This window comes from Pedobacter sp. 01T416_2 (assembly GCF_056398925.1).
Window position 1 is genome coordinate 1 of sequence record NZ_JBFTQI010000027.1, and the last position, 16909, is coordinate 16909.

General features: G+C 37.2%; 21 protein-coding genes and 1 tRNA gene. 15 read left to right on the forward strand and 7 right to left on the reverse strand.

The genetic code is table 11. The annotated features are described in order from the left end of the window. On the reverse strand, positions 1 to 442 hold a 442-nt coding region (locus AC1DPQ_RS02350), incomplete at its 3' end, for a PEP/pyruvate-binding domain-containing protein (RefSeq protein ID WP_477607776.1). A gap of 420 nt (positions 443 to 862) precedes the next feature. Here AC1DPQ_RS02350 and AC1DPQ_RS02355 point away from each other — a divergent pair. Both AC1DPQ_RS02355 and AC1DPQ_RS02360 read left to right on the forward strand, forming a co-directional pair. Further along, positions 863 to 1030 carry a helix-turn-helix domain-containing protein gene (locus AC1DPQ_RS02355; RefSeq protein WP_477584349.1) on the forward strand — a complete coding sequence of 56 codons (168 nt, stop codon included), beginning with the start codon at positions 863 to 865 and terminating at the stop codon, positions 1028 to 1030. 44 nt (positions 1031 to 1074) lie between these two features. After that, complete coding sequence (locus tag AC1DPQ_RS02360) at positions 1075 to 1581, forward strand: hypothetical protein (protein ID WP_477584343.1); 507 nt, start codon at positions 1075 to 1077, stop codon at positions 1579 to 1581. Between the two features lie 155 nt (positions 1582 to 1736). Here AC1DPQ_RS02360 and AC1DPQ_RS02365 read toward each other — a convergent pair. The 3 genes from AC1DPQ_RS02365 to AC1DPQ_RS02375 form a co-directional block, all read right to left on the reverse strand. Further along, positions 1737 to 1824, reverse strand: a tRNA-Ser gene (locus AC1DPQ_RS02365). A gap of 88 nt (positions 1825 to 1912) precedes the next feature. Beyond that, entirely contained in the window at positions 1913 to 3343 is a 1431-nt protein-coding gene (gene pyk / locus AC1DPQ_RS02370; RefSeq protein WP_057931851.1) for a pyruvate kinase, read from the reverse strand. Positions 3344 to 3490: 147 nt separating this feature from the next. Then, positions 3491 to 3910, reverse strand: a complete 420-nt coding sequence (locus AC1DPQ_RS02375; RefSeq protein WP_230144333.1) for an IPExxxVDY family protein — start codon at positions 3908 to 3910, stop codon at positions 3491 to 3493. A gap of 158 nt (positions 3911 to 4068) precedes the next feature. Here AC1DPQ_RS02375 and AC1DPQ_RS02380 point away from each other — a divergent pair, with 158 nt between their 5' ends. The 3 genes from AC1DPQ_RS02380 (at position 4069) to rnc (ending at position 6402) form a co-directional block, all read left to right on the forward strand. Continuing rightward, positions 4069 to 4305: an acyl carrier protein gene (locus tag AC1DPQ_RS02380; protein WP_008508386.1), complete on the forward strand. Its 237-nt coding sequence runs from the start codon at positions 4069 to 4071 to the stop codon at positions 4303 to 4305. 21 nt (positions 4306 to 4326) lie between these two features. After that, positions 4327 to 5580 carry a beta-ketoacyl-ACP synthase II gene (fabF, locus tag AC1DPQ_RS02385; protein WP_029274997.1) on the forward strand — a complete coding sequence of 418 codons (1254 nt, stop codon included), beginning with the start codon at positions 4327 to 4329 and terminating at the stop codon, positions 5578 to 5580. 93 nt (positions 5581 to 5673) lie between these two features. Further along, on the forward strand, positions 5674 to 6402 hold the full coding sequence (gene rnc, locus AC1DPQ_RS02390; RefSeq protein WP_215124919.1) for a ribonuclease III: 729 nt from the start codon (positions 5674 to 5676) through the stop codon (positions 6400 to 6402). A 162-nt stretch (positions 6403 to 6564) separates the two neighbouring features. On the opposite strand, the gene AC1DPQ_RS02395 is transcribed toward rnc, so the two are convergent. Continuing rightward, complete coding sequence (locus AC1DPQ_RS02395) at positions 6565 to 7275, reverse strand: hypothetical protein (RefSeq protein WP_477578924.1); 711 nt, start codon at positions 7273 to 7275, stop codon at positions 6565 to 6567. Then, positions 7272 to 7997, reverse strand: a complete 726-nt coding sequence (locus AC1DPQ_RS02400; protein WP_477578926.1) for a hypothetical protein — start codon at positions 7995 to 7997, stop codon at positions 7272 to 7274. The genes AC1DPQ_RS02395 and AC1DPQ_RS02400 overlap by 4 nt, the downstream gene beginning before the upstream one ends. 222 nt (positions 7998 to 8219) lie before the next feature. Between AC1DPQ_RS02400 and AC1DPQ_RS02405 the strand changes: the two genes are divergently transcribed. The 7 genes from AC1DPQ_RS02405 to AC1DPQ_RS02435 all read left to right on the forward strand — a co-directional run bounded on the left by AC1DPQ_RS02405 (position 8220) and on the right by AC1DPQ_RS02435 (position 14140). Then, the gene (locus AC1DPQ_RS02405) at positions 8220 to 8948 is read left to right on the forward strand and encodes a lysophospholipid acyltransferase family protein (protein WP_477578928.1); all 729 of its coding nucleotides are present in this window, start codon (positions 8220 to 8222) and stop codon (positions 8946 to 8948) included. A gap of 331 nt (positions 8949 to 9279) precedes the next feature. Further along, positions 9280 to 10143: a YicC/YloC family endoribonuclease gene (locus AC1DPQ_RS02410; RefSeq protein ID WP_057931857.1), complete on the forward strand. Its 864-nt coding sequence runs from the start codon at positions 9280 to 9282 to the stop codon at positions 10141 to 10143. Between the two features lie 68 nt (positions 10144 to 10211). Then, a complete protein-coding gene (gene gmk, locus AC1DPQ_RS02415) occupies positions 10212 to 10781 on the forward strand; it encodes a guanylate kinase (protein WP_477578930.1) in 570 nt (189 codons plus the stop codon). A gap of 71 nt (positions 10782 to 10852) precedes the next feature. Continuing rightward, positions 10853 to 11221 (forward strand): four helix bundle protein, encoded by a 369-nt coding sequence (locus tag AC1DPQ_RS02420; RefSeq protein WP_477578932.1) that lies wholly within the window; start codon positions 10853 to 10855, stop codon positions 11219 to 11221. A gap of 32 nt (positions 11222 to 11253) precedes the next feature. Further along, positions 11254 to 11847, forward strand: coding sequence for a nicotinate (nicotinamide) nucleotide adenylyltransferase (nadD, locus tag AC1DPQ_RS02425; RefSeq protein ID WP_477578934.1), 594 nt, complete (start codon positions 11254 to 11256; stop codon positions 11845 to 11847). Positions 11848 to 11989: 142 nt separating this feature from the next. Continuing rightward, on the forward strand, positions 11990 to 13690 hold the full coding sequence (locus AC1DPQ_RS02430; protein ID WP_477607779.1) for a glycoside hydrolase family 3 protein: 1701 nt from the start codon (positions 11990 to 11992) through the stop codon (positions 13688 to 13690). A gap of 240 nt (positions 13691 to 13930) precedes the next feature. Then, positions 13931 to 14140 carry a hypothetical protein gene (locus AC1DPQ_RS02435; RefSeq protein ID WP_057931859.1) on the forward strand — a complete coding sequence of 70 codons (210 nt, stop codon included), beginning with the start codon at positions 13931 to 13933 and terminating at the stop codon, positions 14138 to 14140. A gap of 103 nt (positions 14141 to 14243) precedes the next feature. On the opposite strand, the gene AC1DPQ_RS02440 is transcribed toward AC1DPQ_RS02435, so the two are convergent. Beyond that, positions 14244 to 14777 carry a thioredoxin family protein gene (locus AC1DPQ_RS02440; RefSeq protein ID WP_477578938.1) on the reverse strand — a complete coding sequence of 178 codons (534 nt, stop codon included), beginning with the start codon at positions 14775 to 14777 and terminating at the stop codon, positions 14244 to 14246. A gap of 185 nt (positions 14778 to 14962) precedes the next feature. On the opposite strand from AC1DPQ_RS02440, the gene AC1DPQ_RS02445 reads away from it, so the two are divergent. From AC1DPQ_RS02445 to AC1DPQ_RS02455, 3 genes are all read left to right on the forward strand, one after another. Beyond that, positions 14963 to 15622: a TatD family hydrolase gene (locus AC1DPQ_RS02445; RefSeq protein WP_477578940.1), complete on the forward strand. Its 660-nt coding sequence runs from the start codon at positions 14963 to 14965 to the stop codon at positions 15620 to 15622. A 68-nt stretch (positions 15623 to 15690) separates the two neighbouring features. Next, positions 15691 to 16485, forward strand: coding sequence for a tRNA threonylcarbamoyladenosine dehydratase (locus AC1DPQ_RS02450; RefSeq protein WP_477578942.1), 795 nt, complete (start codon positions 15691 to 15693; stop codon positions 16483 to 16485). A 79-nt stretch (positions 16486 to 16564) separates the two neighbouring features. Then, positions 16565 to 16909, forward strand: a 345-nt coding sequence (locus AC1DPQ_RS02455) for a UvrD-helicase domain-containing protein (RefSeq protein WP_477607781.1), incomplete at its 3' end; no start/stop codon positions are given.

Here is a 16909-nt window from a genome sequence, read left to right on the forward strand (position 1 = left end):
GTTTTAAGATGACTGTTTTTCCGATAATGTTCAGGTAGGTATCCTGCTGACCTGCAAAAGATGCTGATGGAAGGTCTTCGGCGGTAGCACTAGATCGGATAGCAAAGGCTTCATGCTTGTCAAAATTGTTAAGATAACTTTCAATTTTTTCGGATATATCATAGTGAATAGGTAAATTTTCGATTAGTGTCCGGATTTTTCCGCCAATTTTACTGATCGTTGAATGCTCTTCTACTTTAAGGTTTTCTAATTCTTTCAACAAGCTATTTAACTCTTGATTGTTTTCGGTTATCCTCTTATACGATTCGGTGGTTACGCAAAAGCCATCGGGCACTTGTATCCCTTCAATTTTTGATAATTCGCCGAGGTTGGCGCCCTTACCGCCAACTTCTAAAAGATTAGACCTGTCGATTTCCTGAAAACCAATTACATATTTGCTCATTCTATTTCGTTTTTTATCTGGTAGATATTTAGTTCTTCCTTAGCAATTCGAAAACAGTTCGGCTTTGTTTATCAACATCTTAAACTCAATTTTAAAGGAAGTAAAAAGCCAAAAATAGAAGCTATAAAGTATCGAAACAACGTTTTTTAACTATATTTTTCCAAGCGCAATAATGGTAGAAGTATTGGCGTTATCCTTACAACAAAGCGGCAATAATTAATACTATATTATCCACTTATTTCCTCCAAATAATTTTTCTCAGCCTTAAATATTGAAGATGCCAGAACGTTATTGCAACTATGCGAAATACAGAAAAGGACACAAAATTAGGTGCATTACCCCGCAGCAGAGGCCAAAGTTTTGCCACGTTATTTAAGCGATATGCTTAGGGCTTTGACTAGACAAAATACCTAGCAACTTATTCACGAAAAGTTAGTTGAAAAAGCAAAAGAAAAACTTTCGACGCCTGAATTGTCGGTGAGTGAAATTTGCCTACCAGCTGGGTTTGAGCATCCACAGTCATTCAGTAAATTCTTTAAAACAAAAATGCGCTTATCGCCCTTGGAGTTTAGGCATTCTTTTAATTAGAAAAAGGGATAAATAATTTATATTAGTGAGCTATAATTTAAAGAATGATTAAATCAAAATTTGACAATTATCAGTTCATTGGCCAGTTTGTAATGACAGGATTATTAATCCTTTGTGTGTTTTTGTTTTATGCGGCACACTTTGGCAAACATCCTATACCTCAATTTTCAGGTTTAGGTCTATTAAGTACTTTACTTACGGTTATTTTACCATTGTACATAATCGCGCAGATGAAACTGAACTATAAAACGACTGTTATAGATCCCGACTCAAAAACAATTTCCTTTAAAATGTTTTTACTTCCCATCACAAAAACTTATCCTTTTAATTATTTCGATGGTTATGCTGACACTGTGGTAAAAGATAAATATGGGAGTTATAAGTGTTTTTATTTAGTTAAAGAGCATAAATTGAAATACAAGATGTCAGGTAGGTTTTATAGTAACATCGATGAATTAAAAGAAGGAATTTCGGTATTAAAGTATATGGGGTTTATCAAAAACACGTTTCCCCTTTCAATGAAAATTGCTTTCAACAAATCTGTTTTTTAATGTGTCCACTTTTTTAAAAGCATATCTTCAACAATATAAAAGCTGCATTATTGTAGAAGCAATTTTAATATTTAAACTGGAAGTTAAAATGGTTAAAGCTAAAAAAACAACAATCATTTATTTTAAAAGCCTTTAATAAACCTAGTTATTTAAACTGGCGGAGAGGGCGGGATTCGAACCCGCGGTACCTTGCAGTACACACGCTTTCCAAGCGTGCTCGATCGACCACTCTGACACCTCTCCGTGCTGGATTGCAAAAGTATATTTTTTATTGATAAAAAAAATGCTCCCGATTAAAATCAGGAGCATTTTATAAATATGATATTAGAAATTAATCTATAACCGTAATTTTTAACATGTTGGTTTTACCTTTTGCTTCCATTGGGATAGCGGCAGTATTGATGATGATATCACCTTGTTTAACCAATTTTTTGCTTTTTAAGAATTCGTTAACCTCAATAATGGTGTTATCGGTACTTTCCCACTTATCATAGTAGAAGCCTCTTACACCCCAAAGTAAACTTACTGCGTTTAATAAAGCCCTGTTACTGGTAAAAATAAAGGTTAAAGCTTCCGGACGGTGGCTTGAGATTTCGAAAGCAGTGTAACCGCTTAAAGTCATCGATACAATACCTACCGCGTTAGTTTGTTTCGCTAAGAAACAAGCTGAATCGCAAATGGCATCGCTTAAGAAAGAAGGCGATTTTGGTTTTAAAAACTTATCAGGGTTGAAAGGATAGTTGTTCTGCTCAATGTTCTGGATAATTTTTTGCATGGTTTCAATAACGATCAATGGAAATTCTCCAACTGAAGTTTCGCCGCTTAACATCACTGCATCAGCACCATCTAAAACAGAGTTGGCCACATCATTCACCTCTGCACGTGTTGGGCGAGGTGTAGTGATCATACTCTCTAACATTTGTGTAGCCACAATTACAGGTTTAGAAGCTGCTCTACATTTAGCAACGATCATTTTTTGTAATAATGGAACTTCTTCCATCGGACATTCAACACCTAAATCGCCACGGGCAACCATAATACCATCTGTTACGGCAATAATCTCATCGATATTTGCAATGGCTTCTGGTTTTTCAATTTTCGCAATTACACGGGCAGTTTTACCGCGCTCTGCAATAATTTTTTTAAGTTCGATAATATCTTCTGCCTTACGTACGAAAGATAAACCGATCCACTCTACATCATTTTCTAAAACAAATTCTAAGTTTTCGCGGTCTTCTGGTGTTAATGAAGGAATAGAAACTTTAGTATTTGGCAGGTTTACACCTTTTCTTGAAGTTAAAATACCACCGTGAACAATCTCACAAACTACTTCATCCTTTAAGTTGGTAGAAATCACTTTCATTTGAAGCTTTCCATCATCCAAAAGGATAATTTCGCCCGCCTGAACATCCTGAGGGAAGTTTTGGTAAGTAATGTAAATACGTTCTTCGTTACCAATACATTCGTTAGTAGTAATTACGGTAGTTTTACCATTGATCAGGTTAATACCACCCTCTTTTACTAAACCGATACGGATTTTAGGCCCTTGTAAATCGGCAAGGATACCTACATTATAATCGTATTTTTTGTTTAAATCGCGGATGGTATCCAAAACCGCTTGGTGATCTGCTTGTGATCCGTGCGAAAAGTTTAAGCGGCAAACATCTAAACCTGCGTTAAACATACTATATAATACATCTGGTTTTGCTGATGCAGGCCCAAGCGTGGCAACAATTTTAGTTCTCGAATGAAAAGGTTTCATTTAATTAATTGATTTTAGCAATGCAGTTTAAAGCATTAATTATTATCTAAAATAATCAAACTGCATCAAATTTTATATATTTTGTTCTTTTGTTCTTTGTTTGTAACCGTCAAATATAGTGTATTTAATACACCAAGTATATAATTTTTATATTACCAAATTCTCACGGCTCTTTAACTTGGCCGGATCTATCTTTGCAGCTACCTGTATATCAGGCAATTTATTTAAACCGTTGATTAAATAATCCAAATCTTCCTTATCAATAAATTCTTTAATAATAATAAAAAAATCTACTTTGTTCATTTCAGGAATTAGAAAACCATCGCTGCTTTTATTGCAAATTAAGTAGTATTCTACCTCACCTTGCTCTACAAAAAAGTAATATTTCGAGAAACACCAGGCTGGTTCGTCGATATTAAAAAATATTTCATGGTCTTCTATTTTTTCAAATTGAGTATTTAACCGGGTATTAATTTTGTGGCAGAGCACATAGTCTTTTAAGGGTGCTGTGATCGCAATTAGTATAAAATCAAGGTCTAAGGTAAGTTTTAGGTAAGTCTTATTCAAAGCGAAATAAATTATTTACAGAACGAAATTAAAAAACTAATTCTATATTCGCTGTGTTATTGAGATACCAAAATTACGTATCGAAATAAAAACATTTGAAAATTGTAAGAATTTATTTTTCTTTGCACAGAATTATTTAACCATTAAATTATAAAATTATGTCTGATATTGCTTCAAGAGTTAAGGCTATTATCGTAGAAAAACTAGGTGTTGACGAAAGCGAAGTTACGCCAGAGGCTTCATTCACCAACGATTTAGGTGCAGATTCTTTAGATACCGTAGAATTGATTATGGAATTTGAAAAAGAATTCAATGTAGCTATTCCTGATGATCAGGCTGAAACCATCGGTACAGTTGGTCAAGCAATTGCTTATTTGGAAAAAAACGTTAAATAGAATTACGCTTTTTCAGTATAAATGGAATTAAAAAGAGTAGTAGTAACAGGGTTGGGTGCGCTCACTCCTATAGGCAATAATGTTCCCGATTTTTGGGAAGGATTGACTAACGGGGTGAGTGGCGCTGCTCCTATTAAGGGTTTTGATACTGAAAAGTTCAAGACCAAATTCGCATGCGAGGTTAAAAATTTTAATCCGGAAGACTTTTTGGAGAAAAAAGAAGCCCGCAAGCTAGATCCGTTTGTACAATATGCTCTTGTAGCAACAGATGAGGCTGTGAAGGATGGTGGTTTTGATTTTGAAAAATTAGATACCAACCGGATCGGAGTAATCTGGGGCGCGGGCATAGGTGGATTGAAAACTTTCCTGGATGAAATTTCAAATTTCGCTAAGGGAGATGGTACGCCAAGATACAATCCATTTTTTATCCCTAAAATGATTATTGATATTGCTCCAGGGCATATCTCGATCAAATACGGCTTACGTGGGCCAAATTTTGCAACCGTTTCGGCATGTGCTTCTTCAACAAACGCAATGATTGATGCATTTAACTATATCCGCTTGGGTATGGCTGATGTAATTATCAGTGGCGGTTCTGAAGCGATCATTAACGAAGCGGGTATGGGTGGTTTTAATGCCATGCATGCATTATCAACACGGAACGAAGATCCGGCAACAGCATCACGCCCTTTTGATAAAGATCGTGATGGTTTCGTAGCCGGTGAAGGTGCCGGAACGATTATTTTAGAAGAACTTGAACATGCAAAAGCAAGAGGTGCAAAAATTTATGCAGAGCTTGTTGGCGGTGGAATGAGTGCCGATGCTAATCACATAACGGCACCACATCCTGAAGGTTTAGGCGCTAGAATGGTAATGACCAATGCACTAAAAGATGCTGGTTTAACAACTGCGGATATAGATTATATCAATGTACACGGTACTTCTACGCCTCTTGGTGATATTAGTGAAACCAAAGCCATTGGTACATTATTTGGTGAGGATGCTTATCGTTTAAACATCAGCTCAACCAAATCGATGACTGGCCACCTTTTGGGTGCAGCTGGAGCTATTGAGGCTATTGCAGCAATTCTTTCTGTTAAAAATGACATTGTTCCTCCAACAATCAATCACTTTACAGATGATCCTGCATTTGACCCTAAATTGAATTTTACTTTTAACAAAGCGCAAAAACGTACCGTTAGAGCTGCTTTAAGTAATACATTCGGTTTTGGCGGCCATAACGCTTCTGTTATTTTTAAGAAATACGAAGATTAATTTAACAGCCCTACTATATAATTTTGTATGCTAATTAAAAATAGATAACTTAGTTAAATATGCTAATTAGCCGTTAATTGTGTTATTTATTTAATGCCGATATTAAAATTATATAAACTTTATCTCTCTCCCGAAAAGGAGTTTGTTAAAAAGCTGAAAAACATTTTGGGCTTTGTTCCAGGCAATGTTACGCTCTATAAAATGGCGTTCAGGCATCGTTCTGTAGCAAAAGTTTTAAAAAATGGAAGCAGGAGCAGCAACGAACGCTTAGAATTTTTAGGCGACGCTGTTTTAGGTTCGGTGATAGCAGAGCTGCTTTTTAAGCATTACCCCTACAAAGAAGAAGGTTTTTTAACCGAAATGCGTTCGAAGATTGTAAACCGAGCTAATTTAAATCAGCTGGCAAAGAAAATTGGTTTTGATAAGCTTATTCAGTTCGATCAGCGTTCAGTGAGCGTACAAACCAAGCACAATTCGATGCTGGGTGATGCTTTTGAAGCCATAGTGGGTGCCATCTATATGGATAAGGGCTACAACTTTACCAAAGAATTTTTATTGCGCAGGATCGTAAAACCACACATCGACATCCACACTTTAGAACTTACAGAAACCAATTTCAAAAGTAAATTGATCGAATGGTGCCAACGCCATGGTAAGGATGTAATGTTCGAACTGGCRGAGAATGGCGAAGGCGAAAGCGCTAAATTATTTACCATTAGTGCTGTAGTAGAGGGCGAAAAAGTAGGTACCGGACGAGATTATAACAAGAAAAACGCAGAAAAATTAGCTGCAGAGAAAGCTTGCGAAGCATTGAGTATATAAGTTCATTGGTTCAGTAGTCATTGGTTTATTTGGTTAATTGTATAAACTGGTTAGTCGGTTAACTGTTGATATAGACTAAAAATTCTGACCTCTGACGTCAGACTTCCGACTTTTTACCTAAAACTCAAAACGCTAAACCGACTATAGACTTCGGACTAAAGACTACTTTCCCTTCCCTAACGTATCGGTAAATTTCTTCGAAGATTCTTTAATGTATTTAATGTAATCGTAGCTGTTCCAATGTTCTGCCTTATCAAATTCCGGACGACAGTTTAACATGTATTTCTCTAAAGTATCACCCCTTAGTTCGGTATTGTTTTTAATGACACTCTGATTGAAGTATACATCAATTTGCGATTGTTTGATTTCATTATCGGCATATCTGCCAAATCTCCGTGCATTTTTAGGGTCAGTGCCAATTAAATTGTATAGCGCATTTAAAGGGCTGAATATAGCAGACAAAAGCGTTGTTTTACCCCCGTTGTACACGCCCTTATTTTTAAACTCGCGCTTAATTTCGTTCAGATCCTCTTTTTTGGTATTCCCCCTAATGGTAACATCGGCTAGCGTGGTACTTCCTCTAACTAGATAAATTACCAGATCTTTTTCGCTATTTACCACTACACGTTGATCGATCAGGTCGCGTTTAATTACCAACAGTGTATCACCAATTCTGGCTTTTAACTGAAACATACCAATATCATTACTGCCTACACCGATTCCGGTGCGTAGGTTGGTAATTTCGGATAAGGCAATCCTGATATTCGAACCTTTTTCGATCACCACACCTTTGACAATAAAATCCTGTGCCTTTGCGAAGAAGCTGATTGAGGTAAAAACGAAGAGTATAATGCCAAATTTAAAGTTTTTCATGGTGTGTTATTTGTATGTTTCAAAGTATCGGTATATTTTTTAGCCGATTCTTTGATGTATTTAACAGCATCGTAATTGCTCCAATTAATGGTCATGCTGCGTGTCGGGTAATAATCCAGCAAAAATTTGTCCAGATCTTTTCCAGTTAAGGTAGTATTATTTAAAACTAAATTTTTATTAAAAAACTTATCTACCTCGATTAAACTTAGCTCCTTTTTATAATAACGGTTAAAATTACGCGCTCTTGCAGGCGTTTTGCCAAAAAGCTCATAAAAAAATGTTATCGGATTCCCACCAAAAGGGTTTAACAAAATTAAAGGCGGTTTACCTGCATAAAATGAACCATTTCGTTTCAGATCGCTTTTTATGCTTTCCATTTCCTGCTTCTTGGTCTGCCCTTTAACTGTAACCTCCTCTAGCATAGTACTTCCTCTGATCAAATAAACAACCAGGTCATCATCTGTTTTAACGACTACTTTTTGCTCATTCAGGTTTCTTTTTTGAATCAACAATGTATCGCCAGTACGGGCACTTAACTGAAACATACCAATATCGTTACTTGTGGCGCCCATTTTACTGCGCATGTTGGTAACCACAGCTAAAGCAATCCGCACATTTGAGCCTTTTTCAATTACTACACCTTTCAGCACAAAATCCTGAGCCTTTGTTTTTAAGCCCTGTGTTAAGATGGTCAATAGAAGAATAATTTTTAAATGCTTCATCGCATCAAATGGCAAGTTAAATTATCTGGTAGCGCAAATTAGTTATCTATTTTAACAGCATATCGGTTTTGTTGTTTGTTTCTGCCCTAATTGTTACATCCCAACAAGAAAACTCCATTATCTTCCTTACGAAAGGAGTAAAAAATACTTTCTTATCTACCAATATTTTTGTAAAATTAACATTTGTTAAACTTGAAAACTGTTAAATAAACGTTAATAAACATGAGAAAACTAATGAGTGGATTTTATTTACTCTATTCGGCAATTGTATTTTTTATACTCATGCTTATTGTTTGCCCCTTTATTCTGATCAGTACAGGTATTTTTAAGGAAAAAACAGGAAGAAAAATTTCATTCTATTTTTTAAAATTCTGGGCATGGGCTTTTAGTCTTTTCACTTTTCTATGGTTTTCTGCCGGCGGAGAAAAAATTGACACTTCGCGGGCTTACATCTACGTAGGCAATCACAGTTCATTTTTAGATGCTGTCGCCATTGTAATCTGCATTCCACAGGCCTTTAGCCCACTGGGAAAGATCGAAATGCTTAAAATCCCGGTATTTGGATGGATTTACAAACGTTTGGTGGTGATGATTGATCGAAGTAGCAGAGAAAGCCGAGACCATTCTGTAGCCGAACTGAGAAAAGACCTTGCCGATGGACAATCGATCCTGATTTTTCCCGAAGGGACAATGAACAAATCAAACAAGCCTTTAAATCCATTTTATGATGGCGCGTTTCGCCTGGCGATAGAAACCCAAACACCGATTTTACCTTTTGCGATATTGAACAGTAAAGAACATTTACCCCGAACGAACCCACTTTTACTTAACCCCGGGATGATTAGAACAGTATTTGGAGAAGCCATTGAGGCGAAGGGACTGGTTGCCGATGATCTGGGAATGTTAAAGGAAAAAACTTTCAACGCAATTTTAGCACTGTTAATAAAATAACTTAATCTTTATTTGAAATGAGGGATTCGGTACTTTTGGCTAAAGCAGTCCTACTGTCCGTGAACATCAGGTTTAGGAACAAAGGTTCTGCACCTTGTAGGTAACAGACCCCTGCCAAAAACTACTCCACATTGTACATAAACCCGATTGCAGCGAGCACGTAGTGTAACAAAGTAAAGCGCAAAGCGGGGCTGCAATCCCCGAAGAAATACTGAACGCTAGTTTTCTAAATATAAAGGTATTTTATGCCGGTATGCTACAACTCTGACTCCTTGCCCATTATTATTTCTCCTTTCGGCTTAAAACCCTATCTTTGCGCATGATAAAATCCATGACAGGATACGGCTTAGCAACAGCCGATTATGCAAATGCAAAGTATAGTGTCGAAATCAAATCGCTCAACAGTAAATTCCTGGAGCTGAATTTAAAATATCCTAAAGCTTTTTCTGATAAAGAGCTGATCCTGCGCAACATCTGCAGTAAAGACATCGAAAGAGGAAAAGTAAGTTTAAGCATCAATGTAGAACGTACCAATGGTGAAGTTACGGGTGCTACCATCAATACGGCCTTATTAAGCCACTACTACAAACAGCTTATTGCCGTTAACAACGAATTGGGTGCTGATAGCAGTAACTTATTGCAAACAGCATTAACTTTTCCTGATGTAATCAGTTACAAGGAAGAAAGTGTAAGTGAGGATGAGTGGAACCATTTATTTCAGATTTTCACCTCGGCTTTGGCCAATTTCAATAAATTCAGAGAAGATGAAGGCTCAGTTTTAAAGGCCGATTTAGAACTGAGAATTAAAAATATCCTTTCTTATTTCAAATCTGTTGAGGAATTAGAACCAAAAAGAATTACCGCAATCCGCGATAAATTTACCCAGTTTTTAGATGATGCTGTAGGCAAAGTAAATATCGATCAGAACCGTTTCGAGCAGGAATTGATCTACTACATTGATAAAATAGACATTACCGAGGAGAAAACACGTTTAAAAAGCCATTGCGATTATTTCTTGCAAACTTTAGCAAGCAAAGAAGCAAACGGTAAAAAAATGGGCTTCATTTCTCAGGAAATAGGAAGAGAAATTAATACCATGGGCGCTAAAGCAAATGACGCCCAGATGCAACAATTTGTTGTAGGTATGAAAGAAGAATTAGAAAAGATAAAAGAACAGTTATTAAACGTATTATAAGGAGAAAGACTAAAGACTAAAGCATAAAGCAGCTTTGGTCTTTCAGCTTTTTGCTTTCAGCTTACAAAATGAAACAAGGCAAATTAATCATATTTTCGGCACCATCAGGAGCAGGTAAAACCACTATAGTACACCATTTATTAACGAAATTTCCTGAGCTGAGCTTTTCTATTTCTGCAACCACCCGCGAATTGAGAGGCGCTGAAACACATGAAAACGATTACTATTTTATTAGTAAAGAAGAGTTTTTGCACAAAGTTGCCCGCCAGGAATTTGTGGAATTTGAAGAGGTTTATAACGGAACTTTTTATGGCACCTTACGCTCAGAGATCGAACGCATCTGGAATGAAGGCAAACATGTTATTTTTGATATTGATGTAGAAGGCGGTATCCGTTTGAAAAGAAAATATGAAGAAGATGCCTTGGCCATTTTTGTTCAGCCACCATCATTAGATGTTTTAAAAGAACGTTTAAGCGGTCGCGGAACAGATAGTCCGGAAAAATTACAGGAACGTTTTATCAAAGCTGAAAAAGAACTGCTTTATGCAGATAAGTTTGATGTGATTTTAAAAAATTACGATCTGGCTACAGCTTGTGCAGAAGCAGAGCAGTTGGTCGGAGATTTTTTAAAAAGTTAGCAGTTTATAGTTTCCAATTCTCAGTTTTGGGTGCTTTAAAATATTGTTTGGTTAAATCTTAAAGTCACATTATGGACGATTTTTCTGATCTATTAGTTTACAAGAAGTCATTTGAGTTGGCCATGAATATTTTCGAACTCAGCAAGTCTTTTCCAAAAGACGAAATGTACTCATTAACAGATCAGATTAGAAGGTCTTCGCGATCTACAAATATTTGTTTAGTTGAAGCTTATAGGAAACGAAGATATAAAGCCCATTTCATCAGTAAGCTTTCGGACAGTGATATGGAGAATAGTGAGACGAAAGGCTGGTTAAAGTTTGCTTTTGAGTGTAAATATCTTGATAAAGAGCAACACGAAAAATTAACATTGCAAAGCGACGAAGTTGGAAAATTGTTAAATCACATGATCAATAATCCAGAGAAGTATGGTGTTGCTTAAACTGTTCATCAATTAATGTAGCGAACTGAAAAATGTCAACTGAAAACTATAAACTAAAAACTGGTCTTTTCTTTGGTTCATACAACCCCATCCATACCGGGCACTTAATTATTGCCAATTACATGGCTAACCATACCGAGCTTGATGAAGTATGGTTGGTAGTTTCGCCACATAATCCGCTAAAAGATAAAAGTGGCTTAACCAATATGTACGACCGTTTGGAAATGGCCAAACTGGCGACAGAAAATGCAGAGCATATCCGTGTGAGCGATATTGAATTTTCGCTACCTCAACCATCATACACTATCGATACGCTCACCTACTTACACGAAAAATATCCTGAAAAGGAATTTGTGTTGATTATGGGCGCCGATAATCTGGTATCATTCAAAAAATGGAAAAACTACGAGGTACTTTTAAAAAACTATCAGATTTATGTTTACCCACGCCCAGAGGCGAATGTAAGCGAATGGGAAAATCATCCTTCCATCACTTTTACCAAAACCCCTTTAATGGAAATTTCGTCAACTTTTATCCGCAAAGCCATTAAAGAGAAAAAGAATGTTCAGTTTTTCCTGCCCGATAAAGTGATCGATTTCATTGAAGGCAAAGGAATGTATAAATAGGAGAGATCAATATTTGTAATCTATACAGCACCTAGAAAACAACGGGCTTACAACATATTGTATTAAATCGATTACTTGGATTGGTTTTTGTTTAATTCGCCTTTTGATTACTAATTTAGCGGCAGCAGATACAACAAAACACGTGAAAAAAAACTTATTTCTACTCATTGCCTTTTGTGGCGCTGCATTTTCGGCAAGCGCACAACAGAAAACCTACTTAGAATTATTGGCCAATCAACCTAAATGGGTAGATTCGGTTTTTAACAAACTTAACCGCAGAGAGCGTATTGCACAGATGTTCTTTGTTAGAGCGCATACCAATCTGGGTAAAAAATATACAGATTCAGTTGGTCAGGTAATTAAAAAAGAACAATTGGGGGGGGTTATCTTTTTTCAGGGAGGCCCTGGTCGACAGGTTTTAGCCACAAACGCTTATCAAAAACTGAGTCGGGTGCCATTAATAGTGGCAAATGATGGTGAATGGGGCCTGGGCATGCGTTTGGATAGTACCATTTCTTATCCTTATCAAATGACTTTGGGTGCCATCCAAAACAAAGAATTATTGTATAAAATGGGCCTTGAAGTGGCTAAAGATTACAAGCGCATGGGGATGCAGATGAATTTAGCTCCTGACGCCGATATCAATAACAACCCCAAAAACCCCGTAATCAATTACCGTTCTTTCGGCGAAAATAAATATAACGTAACCACTAAGGTTGCCGCTTATATGAAAGGTATGCAGGATGGCGGTTTATTAACTACGTTGAAACATTTCCCTGGTCATGGCGATACCGATGTAGATTCGCACTACGATTTACCACAGCTTACTTTCTCTGCTACACGGTTAGATACATTGGAGATGTATCCTTTTAAAGAGCTGATTAAACAAGGCGCATCGGGGGTGATGRTTGCCCACATGAACATCCCATCGTTAGATGCTACACCAAACCTACCTTCTACCCTATCTAAACCGATTGTTACGGGTATTTTGAAGCAGAAATTAGGTTTTAAAGGTTTGATTATTTCTGACGCGATGGATATGAAAGGCGTGGTAAAATATTTCAAAGATGGTGAAGCTGATTTAATGGGTATCATTGCCGGAAACGATATTATTGAGCTATCTGAAAACAGCGACAGGGCCATTAAATTGGTGCGTAAAGCCGTAAGGCAGGATCGTGTAAGTATGGACGAAATAGACCAGAGTGTGCGTAAAATATTGACTGCAAAATACTGGGCAGGCCTGGCCAAACGCGATACGATTGTAACCCAAGGTGTTATTACAGGTGTAAACCGCAAGTCGAGCAATGCTTTGGTGCAAGAGCTGGCAAATGCATCGGTAACGCTGTTAAAAGGTAAAGATTATATCARGCGCCTCATCCCGATCAGAAGAACGGCCATTATCAGTATTGGTGTACCTTCGGTTACCACTTTCCAAAAAGAGGTTTCGAAAGGTTATTATAACTCTGTTTATTATGTGCTGGATAAAGATGCCAGTGCTACTCAGATTTCCAACATCGCCCGCGAAATCGGCGCATTCGACCAGGTGATTGTGGGTATTCACGATAGTCGTGCAAGACCAGCCAATAATATTCCGCTAAATGCAGGTGTAAAGAATTTTATTAAAGAATTATCGGCAAAGAATGCTGTTTTTGCGCTCTTTGCAAATCCATATAATCTGGCTGGTTTATCGGGTTTAGAAAACAGTAAAGGTTTGGTTGTTGCCTATCAAAAAGAAGATTATATGCAAATTTCAGCTGCTGCTGTAATTAATAACAGATTGGCACCAACAGGAAAGTTGCCTGTAGGCGTGGCGCCGTTTTATAAATTTGGAGATGGCCTTTAATTGTTGACAACCGAGATACAAAATACATAAAGAATAAATATTTTGTCATTCTGAGCGCAGCGAAGAATCTTTTGCCACTGAGAAGTGGGTTAATATTCCGCATTAGCTTCAGCCATGTCGTCGCCCTGATCCGATAGCTATCGGATTTATTTCAGGGCCTCTATTTATAGCTTTAGTCTTTTAGCTTTCCTAAAACAATTTCGCTTTCAAAACGATTATCTAATATAAAACCTTAATGTTATGATAGATCCAGAAGATGACAATTATTCAAACGATCCGAATGATGCTTTACGCAGAGAGGATGATGTTGAAAATATCAACGAAATTAATGGCGACGACACCAGCATTGAACATGATAAAGATCTGTTGGAACAAGCCGACGAAGCATCGAGGGCTTCTTATGAGTTAAACCTCGATGATGAACTAGATGAAGATGATTTAGACGATTAACAAAAAAAGCCACCCCGATTTTATATCAGAACGGCTTTTTTACTTTTTTAGGCTCCGGCTATTGTCGTTGGGTCTTAAACCTTACACCCTCTGCCTTAAACCTCTATTTGGCCTTCGGCTTATAAGTTTCGGGATTAACCGCGGTGGTTGTCCATCCTTTTAAAAATGAAGTGATTTTCTTTACATCATGCCCAACTTTCTTTTTACCATTAGCGCCAATTTCTTCGGTTTCTAAGTAAGAAGAATTTTCGATGTGCAATACTTTGCCTTTCCCATCCAGAATTAAAAATACCGGAAAACCAAAACGTTGAGGGTAGCCTAAGCTGGCTAAAACAGTTTCGTTTTTATTCTCAGGACTGTAATTAACCAGAACGGTTTCAAAATTATCGTTAATGTATTTTTTTAGCGTTGCTGTGCTGTCAACCAAATTATGGAATGCAATACACCAGCTGCACCAATTACCACCAACCTGTAACAAAACATGTTTATTTTCTTTGGCTGCTTTTGCAACCGCAGCAGCAATTTCAGCTTTAGCGTCTGCTTTTGGGTTATAGATATGAACACCTTCTTTTTTCGCCTGACTAAACGCCGCTGTCGAAATCAACGCAGCAGTTAATAAAATGATTAATTTTTTCATGATTTTCGATGAATAATAGCAAATGTAATAAAGTCTAGTATTACAATGGATTATTTGCAAATTCTTTACAGAGCGGAAACAGTCCGTAGAATCGAAAGGATTAAGAACGGAGGTTTAATCAAATATGAATTTTACATTATCCATCTCCAATTCTCCATCTTCATTTTACATATCTTTGTTTTCCAATGGATTTTTTAGACATACATACCCACAAAGTTGCCACCCAACCTGGGGTAACCAGCATTCAAAGTTTGTCGTTAACCAGCGATATCTTTTTAGCAATGCCTAAAATCAAGGCAATTTCTGTTGGGCTGCATCCCTGGTTTGCTAAAATTGATCACCTCGAACTACAGATGAAATATCTAAGTGTTGTCGCCAATCAAACAAATGTGAAACAGATTGGAGAGTGTGGTTTAGATCGGTTGAGGGGTGAAAACCTGGAAAATCAGACCATAATCTTAGAAAAACAAATCGAATTGGCAGAAAAAATTAATAAACCATTGATTTTACATTGTGTTAAATGCTTTTCAGAGTTAATTGCAATTAAAGAACGATTAAAAGTTAAAGTACCGATGATTATCCATGGTTTTAACAAAAATGAGCAGCTTGGCCAACAGCTAATGGACAAAGGTTTCCTTCTTTCCTTTGGAATAACTGCTTTAAAAGAAAATTCGGGCGCAGCTAAGCTGATTCAAAGTACCGATCAATTTTTCCTGGAAACTGATGATTCGGATATCTCAATTGAAGAAATTTACCAAGCCACAGCCATTTTAAAAAAATGTAGCATTGATGAGCTTAAAGCTCGTATTTTTGCAGACTGGAATAAATTGATTTTAAAGAAATAACCACAGATTAGCACAGATAAATAAACATCTGTGTTCATCTTTTTCATCTGTGGTAAAATAGTAAATATATGTCTGATGTTAGCTGGCTTTCGCGCTCTGCCCTCCTTGTTGGGAATGATGGAATAGATAAACTCCAATCGAAACATGTTTTGGTGATCGGTTTGGGTGGTGTAGGCTCTTTTGCTGCCGAGTTTATCTGCCGTTCGGGCATTGGCGAAATGACCATTGTTGATGGTGATGTAGTTGACCCGACCAACCGCAACAGGCAGCTACCTGCTTTGGCGACCAATCATGGTGTGAGCAAAGCCGAAATAATGCAAGAGCGTTTATTGGCCATTAATCCCGAACTAAAACTTCATGTGGTAAATACTTTTCTTAGTCCTGAAAAATGCAGGGAAATTTTAGAATCTGGCTTTGATTACATTATGGATTGCATCGACAGTGTAATGCCAAAAATCACTTTATTAGGAACTGCTCTTGAAAAGAATATCCCTATTGTTAGCTCAATGGGTGCTGGTGGCAAAATGGATCCTACCAGAATAAGGATTACATTACTTCCTGACACTTATCAATGCGTTTTTGCGAGTTATGTTCGTAAAAGGTTAAACAAACTTGCAAATGCCAGCAAAATAAAGGCTGTTTTCTCAACAGAAGAAATGGACAAAAACTCGATGATCATGACTGATGGGAGTAATTTCAAGCGCTCCGCTTATGGCACAGTTTCTTACCTGCCTGCGGCATTTGGCGGTGCCTGCGCCTCGGTTGTAATCCGCGATCTGCTTGGCCTGCCAATCGAAATGGCCGAACGCCCTGCAAGGATCAGCCATAAGACATTGAATAAAAGAAAAAGTAAAAAATCCTAATAGCGGTAGAATTGTTGATATCATGATTTCGGGAAAATTTTAAATTGTTGTAAGTTTAAAATTCGAGAGAAATCATATTATGCCCCAACCCCTCAAAATTCTTCAGGCCTCTGCAGGTTCCGGTAAAACGTTCAGTTTAACTGCACACTACCTTACGCTACTTTTCAGTGGAGAGAACAAATACCGCGAAATTTTAGCGGTGACCTTTACCAATAAGGCGACCGAAGAAATGAAAACCAGGATTCTGGAGGTATTGTTAGGATTGGCAAAGGGCAATCCATCGAAAAAAATCGAAGACTATCGGAAACTTATTTTACTCGCCTATCCAATATTAAGTCCGCAAGAATTACAGTTTAAAGCAGATAAGATTTACCGGAAAATTTTGCACGATTACAGCCGTTTTTCAGTAAGTACGATTGATGGT